This is a genomic window from Chromobacterium sp. FG22 (genome assembly GCF_057809415.1).
Genome location: NZ_JBMDJX010000004.1, coordinates 204,064 through 220,446, shown reverse-complemented (window position 1 = coordinate 220,446; position 16,383 = coordinate 204,064). Strand labels below are relative to the sequence as shown.

The window sequence follows — 16,383 nt, the reverse complement described above, 5'->3', positions numbered from 1 at the left end:
AAGCAGACTTTTAAGCAATTCTTTGATTTTAACTTATTTGTCCGGAGGCTGCTTGGTGACAGCGAGGCTTTCCGCTACCATATCCGGTTCGATTCAAGATGATAGACGATGCTGCACAGCTCCTTCGCCGCGCGCCTGACCGCCTGGCAAAAAACGCATGGACGCCATGATCTGCCGTGGCAGGTCAGCGACCCGTACCGGATCTGGCTGTCCGAGATCATGCTGCAACAGACCCAGGTCAAAAGCGTGCTGGAATATTACCCGCGCTTCCTCGCCCGCTTTCCGGACGTGACGGCGCTGGCCGCCGCGCCGCAGGAGGACGTGCTGGCCTTGTGGAGCGGCCTGGGTTATTACAGCCGGGCGCGCAATCTGCACAAGGCGGCGCAGATGGTGATGGCCGAGTTTGGCGGCCGCTTTCCGGCCGAGCGCCAGCAACTGGAGCGCCTGCCCGGCGTGGGGCGTTCCACCGCCGCGGCGATTGCTTCTTTCGCTTTCGGCCAGCGGGAAACCATTCTGGACGGCAACGTCAAGCGCGTGCTGACCCGTTGCTTCGGCATCGACGGCTTCCCCGGCGAGAAGCCGGTGGAACAGCGTTTGTGGCGATTGGCCGAAGCGTTGCTGCCGCAGGATGCGGCGCTGATGAGCGCCTACACTCAAGGTTTGATGGACCTGGGCGCCACGGTGTGCAGCCGCGGCAAACCGGCCTGTACCGTCTGTCCCATGGTGGACTGCTGCGCGGCGGCGCGCGAGGGCCGCACCGGCGAGCTGCCGACGCCGCGGCCGAAGAAGACGGTGCCCACGCGCCATACGGTGATGTTGCTGGCCACCCATGGCGACAAGGTGTGGCTGCTGCGGCGGCCGCCCAGCGGCATTTGGGGCGGTTTGCTGTCCTTGCCGGAGTTTGAGACTTCGTTGCAGATCGAGGACTGGCTGGCGCGCAACGGCCACGGCGACGTGTTGCCGGCCTGGCCGGAACTGGAGCATGTGTTTACGCATTACCGATTGATCATTACGCCGGTGCCGCTGCGCTTGGACGCGCTGCGCGCGGAGGCAGCGATGGAGGACAGCGGGCAGTGGCTGCCCTTGTCCGTGGCCCCGGACGCCGGGGTGCCGGCGCCGGTGCGCCGGCTGTTGTTGCGTTTGGCCGAGTAGCCGAGCGCTGTCGAAACACGATTTGATTGAGTTACTGGGTTGATATGGTTTCCGTAGTTCGTTCGATGGCTGACACCCTGGCAGACGCGGCTAATCCGCAACGCTGGCTGGAGGGCTTGTCTTCTTCGCTGAGCGGAGAAGAGCAGGCGATGCTCACTCGCGCCTTGGACGAGGCGCGCGCCTTGTACTGCGGCAAGACCATGGCCCAGACCGGCGAGGACTTGTTCAGTCACGCGGTGGCCGCCGCCGCCATCGTGGCGGATCTGAACCTGTTGCCGGACGCCATCGTCGCCACCTTGATGTTCGCCGCTTCGGATTACCGCGAGGACTGGCAGCCCTGGCTCTGCGAAACCTTCAATCCCACGGTGGCGGTGCTGGTGGAGGGGGTCAACGGCGTGCGCCGCATCACCGAGCTGGCGCGCATCGACAAGCTGTCCACGCCGGAAGAGCGCGCGCGCCAGGCGGAAACCATGCGCAAGATGCTGCTGGCCATGGTGGCCGACATCCGCGTGGTGCTGATCAAGCTGGCCTGGCGCACCCAGACCATGCACTACCTGGCCGAGGTGGAGGACGAGACGGTGCGCCGCCGCATCGCTACCGAGACCCTGGATCTGTTCGCGCCGCTGGCAAACCGCCTGGGGGTGTGGCAGATCAAGTGGGAGCTGGAGGACCTGGGCTTCCGCCATACCGAGCCGGACAGCTACAAGCGCATCGCCAAACTGTTGGACGAGCGCCGGCTGGAACGCATCGACTATATCGACCGGCTGCTGGACACCCTGCGCGCGGAGCTGAAGAACGCCGGGGTCAAGGCGGAAGTGGCCGGCCGGCCCAAGCACATCTTCTCCATCTGGAAGAAGATGAAGAAGAAAAAGCTGGATTTCTCCGAGCTCTACGACATCCGCGCGGTGCGCATCCTGGTGGAGCGGCTGCCAGACTGCTATACGGCGCTGGGCATCATTCACGGCACCTGGCAGCCGATTCCCGGCGAGTTCGACGACTACATCTCCCATCCCAAGGCCAATAATTACCGCAGCCTGCACACCGCGGTGATCGGGCCGGAGGACAAGGCGGTGGAGGTGCAGATCCGCACCTTCGAGATGCACGAGCACGCCGAGTTCGGCGTGGCCGCGCATTGGCGCTACAAGGAGGGCGGCAAGGGCGACGCGGCCTATGAGGAGAAAATCTCCTGGCTGCGCCAGTTGCTGGACTGGCGCGAGGAGATGTCGGACCGCGAGGGCCTGGCCGAGGCGTTCAAGACCGAGCTGTTCGCCGACACCATCTATGTGCTGACGCCGCAGGGCCGGGTGATGGCCTTGCCGTTTGGCGCCACCCCCATCGATTTCGCCTATTCGGTGCACACCAATCTGGGCCATCGCTGCCGCGGCGCCAAGGTGGAAGGGCAGATCGTGCCCTTGTCCACGCCGCTGCAAAACGGCCAGCGGGTGGAGATCATCACCGCCAAGGAAGGCGGGCCGTCGGTGAACTGGCTGCACGACGGCTGGGTGAAGAGCCATCGCGCCATTTCCAAGATCCGCCAGCACATCCGCCTGCTCAACGCCGACACCGTGCGCGAGACCGGCAAGATGTTGTTCGAGCGCGAGCTGGCGCGCCACAGCCATATGCAGCCCAATCTGGGCGCGTTGGCGGAGAAGCTGGGCTACGACAAGCTGGAGGAAGTGTACGGCGCGCTGGGCCACGGCGAGCTGACCACGCGCGTGGTGTCCAACGCCATCGTCAGCTTCGCGCCGCCGCCGCCGGCGGACGTGGCGCCGGAAAGCCTGGTCAAGGCCAGCAAGGGCGGCCACGACGCGGGCGGCGTGTTGATCGAGGGCGTGGACAATCTGATGACGGTGCTGGCCAAGTGCTGCAAGCCGGCGCCGCCGGACGGGGTGATGGGCTTCGTCACCAAGGGGCGCGGCATTTCCATTCACCGCACGAGCTGCCTGACGCTGAAAAAACTGTCGGTGGAAGCGCCGGAGCGGTTGATCGCCGCGGAATGGGGCGACCAGCGCAGCAGCGTCTTCCCCATCGACATCGAAATCATCGCCATGGACCGGCCCGGCCTGCTGCGCGATCTGTCCGACGTGCTGTCGCGCGAGAAGCTGAACCTGATCGGCGTCAACACCCTGTCGCGAGACACTCGCGCCCGCATGCGTTTCACCGTGGAGGTGCGCCAGGTGCAGGACATCAGCCGGGTGCTGTCGCGGATGATGGAGTTGAGCGGGGTGCAGGAGGCGCGGCGTTTGTAAGAGCCTGTTCAAAGCCTGCTGCGCGTCGGCGGGATGGATAGAAATGGGCGTTGAAACCAAGCTCAAAATGCTCATGTACCGCTTGACCATTCCGCTTTCTCAGCCGCAACGCCTTGTCTCGCCTTAGCTTGCGAGATCGTAAACACGTTCTAAGGCGCGGCCGAGTTTGCGTTGGCACAAGTTCACTGTGGCTGTGCATTGCTTTGACTTAAAGAAATTTTCATAATGGTTTTTTTGCGCCGCCGCCCGCCGGCGGCGCTGAAGTTTTGGAACGCTTGGCGAGCGCGCCTGGCCGTTCAATTTTGAAAGGTTTGTTAGCTCATGTCCGAACTGATCGCCGCGGCCCGCCGCGCCCTGTCCCTGATGGATCTCACCACGCTGAACGACGACGACACCAACGACAAGGTCGCCGCGCTGTGCCGCAAGGCCAAGAGCGACGCCGGCACCGTGGCCGCGGTCTGCGTGTATCCGCGCTTCGTGCCCATCGCCAAGAAAACCCTGCGCGAGGCCGGCTGCCCCGAGGTCAAAGTGGCCACCGTCACCAACTTCCCGGCCGGCGATGAGGACATCGCCGTCGCGGTGGCGGAAACCCGCGCCGCGATCGCCTACGGCGCGGACGAAGTCGACGTGGTGTTCCCGTACCGCGCGCTGATGGCCGGTAACCGCGAGGTGGGCGCGCAACTGGTGGCGGCCTGCAAGGACGCCTGCGAAGGCAAGACGCTGAAAGTCATCATTGAAAGCGGCGAGCTGAAGGACGAGGCGCTGATCCGCGAGGCCAGCCTGATCTCGATCCAGGCCGGCGCCGATTTCATCAAGACCTCCACCGGCAAGGTGCCGGTGAACGCCACGCTGGAAGCGGCCGGCGTGATGCTGTCCGCCATCCGCGAAACCGGCGGCGCTTGCGGCTTCAAGGCCGCAGGCGGCGTGCGCACCGCGGCCGAGGCGGCGGAATACCTGGACTTGGCCGAGCATCTGCTGGGCGCGGGCTGGGTGAGCGCCGAGCGCTTCCGTTTCGGCGCTTCCGGCCTGCTGGGCAATTTGCAGGCGGAAATCGAAGGGGGCGAGGTTAAGCCGATCAGCGGCTATTGATCGCTCGCCGTTTCATCGCCGCTGACAAAACCCCTGATGCTGCGTTGCACCGACTTGTCGTACTCAAGTACTGCCTGCGTCGGTGCGCCTTGCCTCAGGTGCGCTAAGCGGTTTTGTTAGCGGCTCTTAATTCTTGGCCGTGGCATTGGGTCCCGGCCATTATTTATTGCTCGCGGCGGGTTTCGCCGCGGCAGGCGCAAGGCAGGGAGAATGCCATGTTTTTGCCTCAGGAAATCATTCGCAAGAAACGCGACGGCCAGGCGCTGTCGCAACAGGACATCCAGCAGTTCGTTGCCGGCATCACCGATGGCAGCGTGGCGGACAGCCAAATCTCCGCGCTGACCATGGCGGTGTACTTCAACGGCATGGCGCTGGAAGAAAACGTGCACATGGCTTTGGCGATGCGCGACTCCGGCCGCCGCATGCACTGGGGCGACCTTAATTTGCCGGGCCCAGTGGTGGACAAGCATTCCACCGGCGGAGTCGGCGACGTGGTATCGCTGATGTTGGGGCCCATGGTGGCCGCCTGCGGCGGCTTCGTGCCGATGATCTCCGGCCGCGGTCTGGGCCATACCGGCGGCACGCTGGACAAGCTGTCGGCGATCCCCGGCTACAACCCCTTCCCCAGCCCGGACGAGTTCCGCCGCGTGGTCAAGGACGTGGGCGTGGCCATCATCGGCCAGACTTCTGACCTGGCGCCGGCAGACCGCCGCGTTTACGCGGTGCGCGACGTGACTGCGACGGTGGAGTCGGTGGCGATGATCACCGCGTCCATCCTGTCCAAGAAACTGGCAGCCGGCCTGGACGCCCTGGTGATGGACGTGAAGGCCGGCACCGGCGCCTTCATGCCGACGATGGAGAAATCCGTGGAGCTGGCCGAGCGCATCGTCAAGGTGGGCAACGGCGCCGGCGTGGCCACCAGTGCGCTGATCACCGAAATGAGCCAGCCCCTGGCCTGGACCGCCGGCAACAGCATAGAAACCCGCGAGGCGGTGCGTTATCTGAAGGGCGACGAGCGCAACCCGCGTTTGCATGAAGTGACCATGGCGCTGTGCGCCGAAATGCTGGTGGTGGGCAAGCTGGCCAAGGACGAGGCCGAGGCGCGCGACAAGCTGCAGACCGCATTGGATTCCGGCCGCGCCGCCGAGATCTTCGGCCGCATGGTGGCCGCGCTGGGCGGCCCGGCCGACTTCATGGAGAACTATGATTCCCATATGGCGGCCGCGCCCATCGTGCGCCCGGTGTTTGCGGAACGCGCCGGCTTCGTCGGCGGCATGGACACCCGCGGCATCGGCATGGCGGTGTGCGCGCTGGGCGGCGGACGCCGCCTGCCCAGCGACGAGCTGGACTTCCGCGTTGGTCTGTCCCGCTTCGTCGAGCTGGGCCAGCGCATCGACGCCGGCGCGCCCTTGGCTTATATTCATGCGGCCGACGAAAACAGCTTCGCCGACGCGGAGCGCCGCCTCAAGGCGGCGATCCAACTGGCAGACGCGGCACCTTCCGCGCTGCCGCTGGTCTATCAGAAGATTCGCCAGCAGTAATCCCGGAGCGGCAATATGAAACGAGCCATCATTCTGATTCTGGACTCGCTGGGCATCGGCGCCGCCGCCGACGCCCCGCAGTTCGGCGACGCCGGCAGCAATACGCTGGGCCACATCGCCATGGAGGCGGCCGCCGGCCGCGCCAACGTCGGCCGCCACGGCGCGCTGACCCTGCCCAATCTGTCCCGCATGGGCTTGGGCCACGCCTGCCGCTTGTCCTCCGGCTATTTCCCGGAAGGCATGGACCCGGCCGAGCCGGTGGCGGCTTACGGCTATGCGCGCGAGCTGTCCAGCGGCAAGGACACGCCGTCCGGCCATTGGGAAATCGCCGGCGTGCCGGTGCTGTTCGACTGGGGCTATTTCAGCGATCACGACAACAGCTTCCCGCAGGAGCTGCTGGACGCCATCGTCGCCAAGGCGGAGCTGCCCGGCTATCTGGGCAACTGCCACGCCTCCGGCACCGAGATTTTGGACCGTCTGGGCGAGGAGCATATGAAGAGCGGCAAGCCCATCTTCTACACCTCGGCGGATTCGGTGTTCCAGATCGCCTGTCATGAAGAGACGTTCGGGCTGGAGCGGCTGTATCAGCTGTGCAAGATCACCCGCGAACTGCTGGAGCCCTACAATATCGGCCGCGTCATCGCGCGGCCCTTCGTGGGCGAGGGCAAGGGCCAGTTCGTGCGCACCGGCAACCGCAAGGACCTGGCGGTGGAACCGCCGGCAACCACGGTGCTGGAAAAGCTGGCCAAGGCCGGCGGCGACGTGGTGTCCATCGGCAAGATCGCCGACATCTACGCCCATGTGGGCATCACCCACAAGCACAAGGCCACCGGCTTTGATCAGCTGTGGGACGCCACCCTGGGCGCGATGCGCGATCATGGCGAACGCCCAGCCATCATCATGGCCAACTTCGTCGACTTCGACTCCAGCTACGGCCACCGCCGCGACACCGCCGGCTACGCCCGCGCGCTGGAGGAGTTCGACGCGCGGCTGCCGGAAGTGATGGCGGCGCTGGGCGACGACGATATCCTGATCCTGTCCGCCGACCACGGTTGCGACCCCACCTGGGAAGGCACGGACCATACCCGCGAACATATTCCGGTGCTGTGCTACGGCAAGAAGGTGCCGGCGGGCTCGCTGGGCGAGCGCGCCACCTTCGCCGACATCGGCCAGACCGTGGCGGCCCACCTGGGCCTGAGCCCTATGGATTACGGCCAGTCCTTCCTGTGAGGCGAGGCTGAATGACGCACGCCCCGGCGTCTGTGCGCCGGGGCTCTTTTGAATCTGGAGACTAAAGACGATGGCGACCCCGCATATCAACGCCCAGCCGGGCGATTTTGCCGAAACCGTATTGATGCCCGGCGATCCGCTGCGCGCCAAGATGATCGCGGAAACCTTCCTGGAAGACGCCAAGCTGGTGACCACGGTGCGCAATGTGTTCGGCTACACCGGCACTTACCAGGGCAAGCGCCTGTCGGTGATGGCCCACGGCATGGGCATTCCGTCCGCCAGCATCTACACCACCGAGCTGATCAAGGACTACGGCGTCAAGAACATCATCCGCATCGGTTCCTGCGGCGCGGTGACGCCGGACATCAAGCTGCGCGAACTGTTCGTCGCCATGGGCGCGTCCACCGACAGCAAGGTCAACCGCATGCGCTTCAACGACCACGACTACGCCGCCATCGCCGATTACGGCCTGCTGCGCGCCGTGGTGGACACCGCGGCGGAGCAGGGCAAACCGGTGACGGTGGGCAATGTGTTCTCCGCCGACCTGTTCTACGGCGTTCAGCCCAGTATGCTGGAAGTGCTGGACAAGATGCAGGTCAAGGTGATCGAGATGGAACTGGCCGGCATCTACAGCGTGGCCGCGCAATACGGCGCGCGCGCGGTGGGCATTCTGACCGTGTCCGACATCATCCCCACCGGCGAGGCCACCAGCGCCGAAGAGCGTCAAACCACTTTCCGCGACATGATGGAAGTGGCTTTGGCGGCGGCGATCAAGCTGTAAGCCTTTGCCGATTGTCAGACAGCATGGCGGGGGCAGGGCTCCCGCCTTAGCGTTGCCAGGCGGGGAAATCAGGGTAAAAAATGAAATCGCCTTATTTTTTCCTTGCAGTGCCGCAGTGCTTTTGTCCTTGATTTAACAGAGACTCCAGCCAAATGTGGCGTAAAAAGCCACGCTTTATAGTGCAATGCACAAAAAGCCTTGCAATGAAGCAAACCTATGCAGATAATGAAACCTGCATCAGGACGTGGCATGCAAAGTGTGCGTTTTGGTGTTGTCTCCTCCATCCTCCTTCTTTAGGTGGAACTTGGCGCAACAAAGCTAGATGTTGCGCTTTTTTTTTGCCCCGCCGCCGCTAATCCCCTTATTCCGCCTGCATTTTCCCCTCTGTGCGAGCACCGCCGTCAAGTAGCCGGATTTCTGTTGTCTCACAAGGGTTTGACAGCTGGATCGGGGCTGTAATAGAATCCGTAACTTTCAAGAATTACGATGGAAGAGTTCCATGAAGACCTTTTCTGCCAAGCCGCATGAGGTTAAACGCGACTGGTTTGTGGTCGATGCCAACGACAAGGTTTTGGGCCGCCTCGCCGCTGAGATCGCCCGTCGCCTGCGTGGCAAGCACAAGCCGGAATACACCCCGCACGTAGATACCGGCGATTTCATCGTCGTGGTCAACGTCGAGAAGCTGCGCGTTACCGGTGCCAAGGCACAAGACAAGAAGTACTACCGTCACTCCGGCTACCCGGGTGGTATCTACGAGCGCAGCTTCACCGAACTGCAAGACAAGTTCCCTGAGCGCGTTCTGGAAAAAGCCGTTAAAGGCATGCTGCCGAAGGGCCCGCTGGGTTACGCCATGATCAAGAAGCTCAAGGTGTACTCCGGTTCCGAGCATCCGCACACTGCTCAACAGCCGAAAGTGCTGGAAATCTGATTTTAAGGCGTAGAAATGAACGGTAAATACTACTACGGCACCGGCCGTCGCAAGAGCTCCGTTGCTCGCGTGTTCATGCAAAAGGGCTCGGGCCAGATCATCGTTAACGGCAAGCCCGTTGATGAATATTTCGCTCGTGAAACCGGCCGCATGGTAATCCGCCAGCCGCTGGCGCTGACCGAAAACCTCGAGTCCTTCGACATCAAGGTGAACGTTGTCGGCGGCGGCGAAACCGGCCAAGCCGGCGCGATCCGTCACGGCATCACCCGCGCGCTGATCGACTTCGACACCGCGTTGAAGCCGGCTCTGTCCGCTGCTGGTTACGTGACCCGCGACGCTCGTGAAGTTGAGCGTAAAAAAGTCGGCCTGCGCAAAGCTCGCCGCGCCAAGCAGTTCTCCAAGCGTTAATTCGCCGAATTCTGTTTTCAAGAAAACCGCCTGCGTTTGCCAGGCGGTTTTTTCTTGCCTGTCGTTTCTCCGCTTCCATCCCATCCATATTGCAAGGCAGCATCGCAGTGCCTACACTGTCGTTTTTGCGACGCGCTTTTACATAAAGGAATGGGCATGATCAAGGTGGGAATCGTCGGGGGCACCGGCTACACGGGTGTCGAACTGCTGCGCTTGCTGGCGGGCCATCCGTCGGCGCGCGTGACCGCGGTCACCTCGCGCAAGGAGGCCGGCATGAAAGTGGCCGACCTGTTCCCCAGCTTGAGAGGCCGCATCGATCTGGCCTTCTCCACGCCCGACGAAGCGCGCTTGCGGGATTGCGATGTGGTGTTTTTCGCCACACCCAACGGCATTGCGATGAACGAGGCGCGAGAATTGCTGGCCGCCGGCGTGCGGGTGGTGGATCTGGCCGCCGATTACCGGATCCGGGACGTCGCCGAATGGGAAAAATGGTACGGCATGAGCCATGGTTCGCCGGACCTGGTGGCCGAAGCGGTGTACGGTCTGCCGGAAATCAACCGCGAGGCCATCCGCGGCGCGCGGCTGGTGGCGAATCCGGGCTGCTATCCGACCGCGGTGCAATTGGGCTTCCTGCCCTTGATCGAAGCCGGCGCGGTGGAGCTTTCCAGCCTGATCGCCGATTGCAAGTCGGGCGTGTCCGGCGCAGGGCGCAAGGCGGAGGTGGGCGCCTTGCTGGCCGAGGCGGGTGATTCCTTCAAGGCTTACGGCGTGTCCGGTCACCGGCATTTGCCTGAAATCCGCCAGGGCCTGGGCCGGGCGGCCGCGCAGCCGGTGGGCCTGACCTTCGTGCCGCACCTGACGCCGATGATACGCGGCATCCACGCCACGCTTTACGCGCGGCTGAAGGCCGACGTGGACGTGCAGGCGTTGTTCGAGCGCCGCTACGAGGGCGAGAACTTCGTCGACGTGCTGCCGGCCGGCAGCCACCCGGAGACGCGCTCGGTGCGCGGCGCCAATGTCTGCCGCATCGCCGCGCACCGGCCGCAGGGCGGGGATACCGTGGTGGTGTTGTCGGTGATAGACAATCTGGTCAAGGGCGCGGCCGGCCAGGCGGTGCAGAACATGAACCTGATGTTCGGCCAGCCGGAGCGGGCCGGACTGGACATCGTTCCCTTGCTGCCTTGAGGCGTCGGCGCATGCGCGGAAAGAACTAGTTCGCTTGAAGACTCGCCATCGGCCCCAATATCCGACTAAAATAGTGGGTGAATGCCGCTCTGCCGGCTTTAGAAGGGGTTTGAGAAACCGCAGCGCGCACGCAGCCAGGCCGCTAGCGGACCGTTGGCGGGTTTCTCAAGGCCCCGGAACTGAATTGCGAGGTTTGACATGACTACTGCTGCAACTGAAATGCCGTCCCCGATCAACTTCAGCGCAAGCGCTTGTTCCAAGGTGCAGGAGCTGATCGCCGAGGAAGGCAATCCCGATCTGAAACTGCGCGTCTTCGTGACCGGCGGCGGCTGCTCCGGCTTCCAATACGGTTTCACATTTGACGAAATTGCAAATGAAGACGATACCGCTATAGAGAGACAAGGCGTGACCTTCCTGGTGGATCCGATGAGCTACCAGTACCTGGTCGGCGCCGAAATCGATTATCAGGAAAGCCTGGAGGGCTCCCAGTTCGTGATCCGCAATCCGAACGCCACCACCACCTGCGGTTGTGGTTCGTCGTTCTCGGTGTGATCCGGACGCGGTAGAATACAGGCTCGGGCTTTTGCCCGGGCCTTTTTTATGGGGACAACAAAATGAATAAGCCGCCACCCGTCGTCTTGCCGAAGATCGAATTCACCCGTGAGTTCGCGTTTAGCGACGCCGACTTCGAGCGCATTCGCAAACTGATCTACAAGGAAGCGGGCATTTCGTTGAACCCGTCGAAGAAAGACATGGTTTACGGCCGCCTGGTGCGTCGCATCCGCGAACTGAAGCTGCCCGGCTTCGCCGCCTACGTCGATTTTCTGGAGTCGATCAGCGGCAAGCGCGAGTTCGAACAGTTCGTTAACGCGCTGACCACCAATCTGACTTTCTTCTTCCGCGAAGAACACCATTTCCCGCTGCTGGCCGAGCATCTTAAGAAAAAAGCGACGGCCGGCGGAGAACTGGCGATCTGGTGCGCGGCTTCGTCCACCGGCGAAGAGCCGTACTCGCTGGCGATCACCGCGCTGGAGGCGGTGCCGGGCGCGCGCATCAGCGTGTTGGCCACGGACTTGGACACCAGTGTGCTGGAAACCGGCCGCAAGGGCATTTACGCCGCAGACAAGGTGGCGCGCCTGCCGCCGGGCTACGCCGCCAAGTATTTCGACAAGCAGCCGGACGGCAGCTTCCAGGCCAAGGCCCAGCTGCGCAATATGATCACCTTCCAGCGTTTGAACCTGGTGGAGAGCAACTGGTCGGTCAAGCGCCAGTTCGATGCCATCTTCTGCCGCAATGTGATGATTTATTTCGACCGCGACACCCAGTTCGGCGTGCTCAAGCGCTTTGCGCCGTTGCTGAAGCCGGACGGCCTGCTCTTCGTCGGTCATTCCGAGAATTTCTATTTCGCGTCGGACTATTTCCATCTGCGCGGCAAGACGGTTTACGAGCACGCGAAGAAGCCGTAACGGCAGATCGCGGCTGGCACGGCCAATGGGCAAGCGGGTCTTGCCCATTGGCTTTTGTGGAGAGTCGATGCGAGTAGTTGTCCTGGGCGCCGGCGTCATCGGCGTATCCACCGCCTGGTTTTTGGCGGAGAAGGGCCACCAGGTGGTGGTGGTGGACCGCGCCAGCGGCGCGGCGAGAGAAACCAGTTTCGCCAACGGCGGCCAGATTTCAGTCAGCCAGTCCGAGCCTTGGGCCAATCCGCGCGCGCCGTGGCGGGTGTTGCGCTGGCTGCTGCGCGACGACGCGCCGCTGCTGTTCCGGCCGCGGCTGGATGCGCAGCAATGGCGCTGGGGCCTGGATTTCCTGCGCGAATGCCTGCCGGGACGCAGCCAGCGCAATATGCGCCAGATGGTGGCGCTGGGCTTGTACAGCCGCGACACGCTGCGCGGTTTGCGCCGGGAACTGGGCATCGATTACCAGCAATTGCAGCGGGGCATTCTGACCCTGCTGTTCTCCGATGCGGAACGGGCCCAGGCCCAGGCCGGCTGCGCGCGGCTGCAAGCGCTGGGCGTGGAGAAAAGCCTGCTGACGCCGTTGCAGGCGCTGGAGCGGGAGCCGGCCTTGGCGCGCATTCTGCCTGAACTGAGCGGGGCGTGCTGGAGCCCGGACGACGAATCCGGCAATGTCCATCTCTTCACCGTCGCCCTGGCCCAGGCTTGCGCTATGCGGGGCGTGGAGTTCCGCTTCCAGACCCGGGTCAACGCGCTGGAGCGCGCGGACGGGGAGGTGAGCGGCGTCTCCGTCACCGCGGCCGACGGCGCTTACGAGCGGCTAGAGGCGGACGCCTATGTCTTGGCGCTGGGTTCTTATTCTCCCTTGTTGGCGGCGCAGGCCGGCTTGCGCTTGCCGGTGTACCCGGCCAAGGGTTATTCCGCCACCCTGCCGATTCTGGACGCCGCCGCCGCGCCGCTGACCAGCATTACCGACGAAGCCCACAAGGTGGTGGTGTCGCGGCTGGGCGACGAGCTGCGCATCGCCGGCACCGCCGAATTGTCCGGTTATTCCACCCATCTGGAGCCGCGGCGTTGCGACTTGCTGTTGCAGCGCGGCCGCGCCTTGTTCGGCGACGCCTGCGACTGGGAGCGCGCGCGTTTCTGGAGCGGCCTGCGGCCGGCCACCCCGGGCAATGTGCCGCTGATCGGCCCCAGCCGCTTGCGGCGCTTGTATCTGAACACCGGCCACGGCACCTTGGGCTGGACCGAGGGCGCCGGCTCCGGGCGGGCGCTGGCCGAGATCATCAACGGCGAAACGCCGGCGCTGGATTTCGCGTTCTGCCGCGCCTGAGGGATAGGTTGAACTGAAGCGAGCCGATGCCCGACGCATGGTAAAATCGCGCCGATTCGGATTCCCATCGTCCGCCGCCGGCGGGCCAAGCCATTCATTTGCAAGGAAGATCGTCATGCGTATCGGAACGCCGCAAAGTCGCAGTGCCGTCAGGGTGATGTTGTTGGGCAGCGGGGAGCTGGGCAAGGAGGTGGTGATCGCCTTGCAGCGGCTGGGCGTGGAAACCATCGCCGTGGACCGCTACGCCGGCGCGCCGGCGATGCAGGTCGCCCACGCCAGCCACGTGATCGACATGTCGGATGCCGCGGCTTTGCGCCGGCTGGTGGAGCAAGTGCGCCCGCATCTGATCGTGCCGGAGATCGAGGCCATCGCCACCGACGAGCTGTTGCGCATCGAGGCGGACGGTCTGGCCGAGGTGATTCCCACCGCGCGCGCCGCCCATCTGACGATGAACCGCGAAGGGATACGGCGGCTGGCGGCGGAGGAGCTGGGCCTGCCCACCTCGCCGTACGCCTTCGCCTCCAGCTTGGAAGAATTGCAAGCCGCAATCGACGACGGCATCGGCTACCCCTGCCTGGTGAAGCCGGTGATGTCGTCCAGTGGCAAGGGCCAGTCGCTGTTGCGTGGGCCGGAGGACGTGGCTCAGGCTTGGCAATACGCGGCCAGCAGCGGCCGGGTGGACAAGGGCCGGGTGATCGTCGAGGGCTTCATCGATTTCGATTACGAAATCACCCAGCTGACCGTGCGCGCGGCGGACGGCGCGGGCGGCATCGCCACGCATTTCTGCGCGCCGGTCGGCCATTTGCAGCGCAGCGGCGATTACGTGGAGAGCTGGCAGCCCCAGCCCATGAGCGAACTGGCCTTGCTGCGCGCGCGCGAAGTGGCCAAGGCGGTGACCGACGCGCTGGGCGGCCGCGGCCTGTTTGGCGTCGAGCTGTTCATCAAGGGCGAACAAGTGTGGTTCTCCGAGGTGAGCCCGCGGCCGCACGATACCGGCTTGGTGACGCTGGCCACCCAACGCTGGTCCGAGTTCGAGCTGCACGCGCGCGCCATCCTGGGCCTGCCGGTGGACGCGGAGATCTCCAGCGCCGGCGCGTCGGCGGTGATATACGGCGGCCTGGACGAGGCCGGCATCGTCTTTGACGGCGTGGACCAGGCTTTGCGGGTGCCGGGCGCTGACCTGCGCTTGTTCGGCAAGCCTGAAAGTTATTTGAAGCGTCGCATGGGCGTGGCGCTGGCCACGGCCGAGACGGTGGAACAGGCCCGCGAGCGGGCCAGGACAGCGGCCGCGCTGGTGCGGCCGACGACGGGGAATGAAGCGTGAGCGATGAAGTGCGGGAAATGACGCCCTATCAATTATTGGGCGGCGAAGGCGTGGTGCGTTGGCTGACGGACCGCTTTTACGACATCATGGACAGCGACCCGTCGGTCAAGCCGCTGCGCGACATGCATCCGCAGGATCTGGCCGGTTCGCGCCAGAAGCTGTTCATGTTCCTGTCCGGCTGGCTGGGCGGCCCGTCCTTGTACATGGAGGCCTTTGGCCACCCGCGGCTGCGCATGCGCCATATGCCGTTTGCGGTGGACGAGGCGGCGCGCGATCAATGGATGTCCTGCATGCGCCGCGCGGTGGATGAACTGGTGGCCGAAGATTGGTTGAAGCAAAAACTGATCGAGGCTTTTCACAACACCGCCGACTTCATGCGCAATCAATAAAAAACTTGCGGCCGGCGCGCCATTGTCCATGCTGAGAGAAGGTTCTCGCATTTCATCTGGCGGAGATGGAGCGCATGGCGTGCAAGCTGTTGCTGTTGCTGTTGTGGCTGGGACTGTGGGCGGGCGCGGGCGCCGCGGCGGCGTGTCTGCCGCAAGCCTGGGCCTGTGCCTCTCCGTCCGACGGTGAGATCAAATCCGCGCCCCGGGACGCCGGCAAAGACATTTCCATCGGCGGTCTGCGCTTTGAGCGGGAGGCGGCCAGCAACCGTTTGTCGCTATCTCCGGTGCTGGACCTGAACAAGCAAGCCCAGTTGTCTTTGCGTCTGACGCCCAAGCAGTTCGGCTTGCGTTTGAAAGTGAATACCGACTGAGAGCCTGCTCCACCCCTCCTTTTCGCCCACAAGACCGCGAATGCGCTCCAAGTCCCGGCATCGTTTCAGGTTCCGGACAGAGGCGGAATCGAGTAGGTGCCGGTGACATGGGCCACCGCTTCTTCCAGCTCGGCCGACAGCAGCAAGACTTCCCCCACCGCCAAACGTTTGCCCAGCTTCAGAATGCGGCCTTCCGCGATCACGTCCGCCGGCGGCGGCTTGCGCAGGAAGTTGATGTTGAGGCTGGTGGTCACCGCCAGCTCCACCCGCCCTATCATCCCCAGCACCACCGCGTACAGCGTGGCGTCCGCCAGCGCCATCAAGGCGGGGCCGGCGATGGTGCCGCCCGGCCGGATCAAATCCGGGTTGAAGCGCATGCGCAACACCGCGCCGCCGTCGGCGATGGATTCGGTTTGGATGCCGAACAGGCGGACCAAGGGCAGTTCCTGATCGATCAGGTTCTGGAATTCCGGGACGGATAAGCGAGACATGAGGCGCTCCGGCGCTGTGATCTAAACATCATCAAGCGCCGGGGCGCGGGCGTCAATGCCCGGCGGCTCGGCTTCAGCGCGGGCGGTGGCCGCGTTCGATCAGGACGCCGACGCGCTTGACGCCGGGCAGGATGCCCAGCTTGGTGACCGAGACGCGCGCCCAGGGCGCGCCGAAGTCTTCGCGGATCACCTTGGCGATGTATTCGGCCAGCGCTTCCAGCAGCAGGAAATGCTGTTCGGACAGCGCCTTGCGCAGCCGCTCCACCACCACGCCGTAGTGTATGGTGTCGCCGATATTGTCGCTGTGACAGGGCGCTTCGCTGGGAATGCCGATTTCCAGGTCGATTTCAATGGTTTGCGGGGCTTTCCGCTCCCATTCGTAGACACCGATAATGGTGTCGGCGCGCACTTCGCGCAGGAATATGATGTCCATCAGTCTGTCTGGGAGTTGGGGT

At 64.0% G+C, this 16,383-nt stretch carries 17 protein-coding genes; 15 read left to right on the top strand and 2 right to left on the bottom strand.

Going from position 1 to position 16,383, the window contains the following annotated elements; translation table 11 throughout:
• Positions 1–111: 111 nt before the first annotated feature.
• From mutY to ACODSD_RS06020, 15 genes are all read left to right on the top strand, one after another.
• A complete protein-coding gene (gene mutY / locus ACODSD_RS06090) occupies positions 112–1,152 on the top strand; it encodes an A/G-specific adenine glycosylase (RefSeq protein ID WP_488876986.1) in 1,041 nt (346 codons plus the stop codon).
• Between the two features lie 44 nt (positions 1,153–1,196).
• On the top strand, positions 1,197–3,401 hold the full coding sequence (locus tag ACODSD_RS06085; protein WP_107798131.1) for a RelA/SpoT family protein: 2,205 nt from the start codon (positions 1,197–1,199) through the stop codon (positions 3,399–3,401).
• Positions 3,402–3,722: 321 nt separating this feature from the next.
• Positions 3,723–4,490, top strand: a complete 768-nt coding sequence (gene deoC / locus ACODSD_RS06080) for a deoxyribose-phosphate aldolase (protein WP_107798132.1) — start codon at positions 3,723–3,725, stop codon at positions 4,488–4,490.
• A 215-nt stretch (positions 4,491–4,705) separates the two neighbouring features.
• A complete protein-coding gene (deoA, locus tag ACODSD_RS06075; RefSeq protein ID WP_107798133.1) occupies positions 4,706–6,031 on the top strand; it encodes a thymidine phosphorylase in 1,326 nt (441 codons plus the stop codon).
• 15 nt (positions 6,032–6,046) lie between these two features.
• On the top strand, positions 6,047–7,261 hold the full coding sequence (locus ACODSD_RS06070; protein WP_107798134.1) for a phosphopentomutase: 1,215 nt from the start codon (positions 6,047–6,049) through the stop codon (positions 7,259–7,261).
• 70 nt (positions 7,262–7,331) lie between these two features.
• The gene (deoD, locus tag ACODSD_RS06065; RefSeq protein ID WP_488876966.1) at positions 7,332–8,042 is read left to right on the top strand and encodes a purine-nucleoside phosphorylase; all 711 of its coding nucleotides are present in this window, start codon (positions 7,332–7,334) and stop codon (positions 8,040–8,042) included.
• A 499-nt stretch (positions 8,043–8,541) separates the two neighbouring features.
• Positions 8,542–8,970 (top strand): 50S ribosomal protein L13, encoded by a 429-nt coding sequence (gene rplM, locus ACODSD_RS06060; protein WP_019102901.1) that lies wholly within the window; start codon positions 8,542–8,544, stop codon positions 8,968–8,970.
• Between the two features lie 15 nt (positions 8,971–8,985).
• Entirely contained in the window at positions 8,986–9,378 is a 393-nt protein-coding gene (rpsI, locus tag ACODSD_RS06055; protein WP_019102900.1) for a 30S ribosomal protein S9, read from the top strand.
• A 156-nt stretch (positions 9,379–9,534) separates the two neighbouring features.
• Positions 9,535–10,563: an N-acetyl-gamma-glutamyl-phosphate reductase gene (gene argC / locus ACODSD_RS06050; RefSeq protein ID WP_488876965.1), complete on the top strand. Its 1,029-nt coding sequence runs from the start codon at positions 9,535–9,537 to the stop codon at positions 10,561–10,563.
• Between the two features lie 219 nt (positions 10,564–10,782).
• Positions 10,783–11,115 carry an iron-sulfur cluster insertion protein ErpA gene (erpA, locus tag ACODSD_RS06045; RefSeq protein ID WP_197083112.1) on the top strand — a complete coding sequence of 111 codons (333 nt, stop codon included), beginning with the start codon at positions 10,783–10,785 and terminating at the stop codon, positions 11,113–11,115.
• A 62-nt stretch (positions 11,116–11,177) separates the two neighbouring features.
• Positions 11,178–12,029, top strand: coding sequence for a CheR family methyltransferase (locus ACODSD_RS06040; protein WP_107798136.1), 852 nt, complete (start codon positions 11,178–11,180; stop codon positions 12,027–12,029).
• Between the two features lie 67 nt (positions 12,030–12,096).
• Positions 12,097–13,353: a D-amino acid dehydrogenase gene (locus ACODSD_RS06035; protein WP_488876964.1), complete on the top strand. Its 1,257-nt coding sequence runs from the start codon at positions 12,097–12,099 to the stop codon at positions 13,351–13,353.
• A 115-nt stretch (positions 13,354–13,468) separates the two neighbouring features.
• Positions 13,469–14,677, top strand: coding sequence for a formate-dependent phosphoribosylglycinamide formyltransferase (gene purT, locus ACODSD_RS06030; protein ID WP_253313797.1), 1,209 nt, complete (start codon positions 13,469–13,471; stop codon positions 14,675–14,677).
• Entirely contained in the window at positions 14,674–15,066 is a 393-nt protein-coding gene (locus tag ACODSD_RS06025; protein ID WP_227106904.1) for a group II truncated hemoglobin, read from the top strand. Before purT ends, ACODSD_RS06025 begins: the two co-directional genes overlap by 4 nt.
• Before the next feature lie 74 nt (positions 15,067–15,140).
• On the top strand, positions 15,141–15,437 hold the full coding sequence (locus ACODSD_RS06020) for a hypothetical protein (RefSeq protein ID WP_488876963.1): 297 nt from the start codon (positions 15,141–15,143) through the stop codon (positions 15,435–15,437).
• 65 nt (positions 15,438–15,502) lie between these two features.
• Here ACODSD_RS06020 and ACODSD_RS06015 read toward each other — a convergent pair whose 3' ends face one another.
• Both ACODSD_RS06015 and ACODSD_RS06010 read right to left on the bottom strand, forming a co-directional pair.
• Positions 15,503–15,928, bottom strand: coding sequence for a PaaI family thioesterase (locus tag ACODSD_RS06015; protein WP_107798140.1), 426 nt, complete (start codon positions 15,926–15,928; stop codon positions 15,503–15,505).
• 73 nt (positions 15,929–16,001) lie between these two features.
• Positions 16,002–16,361, bottom strand: a complete 360-nt coding sequence (locus ACODSD_RS06010) for a dihydroneopterin aldolase (RefSeq protein ID WP_048415680.1) — start codon at positions 16,359–16,361, stop codon at positions 16,002–16,004.
• Positions 16,362–16,383: the final 22 nt, after the last annotated feature.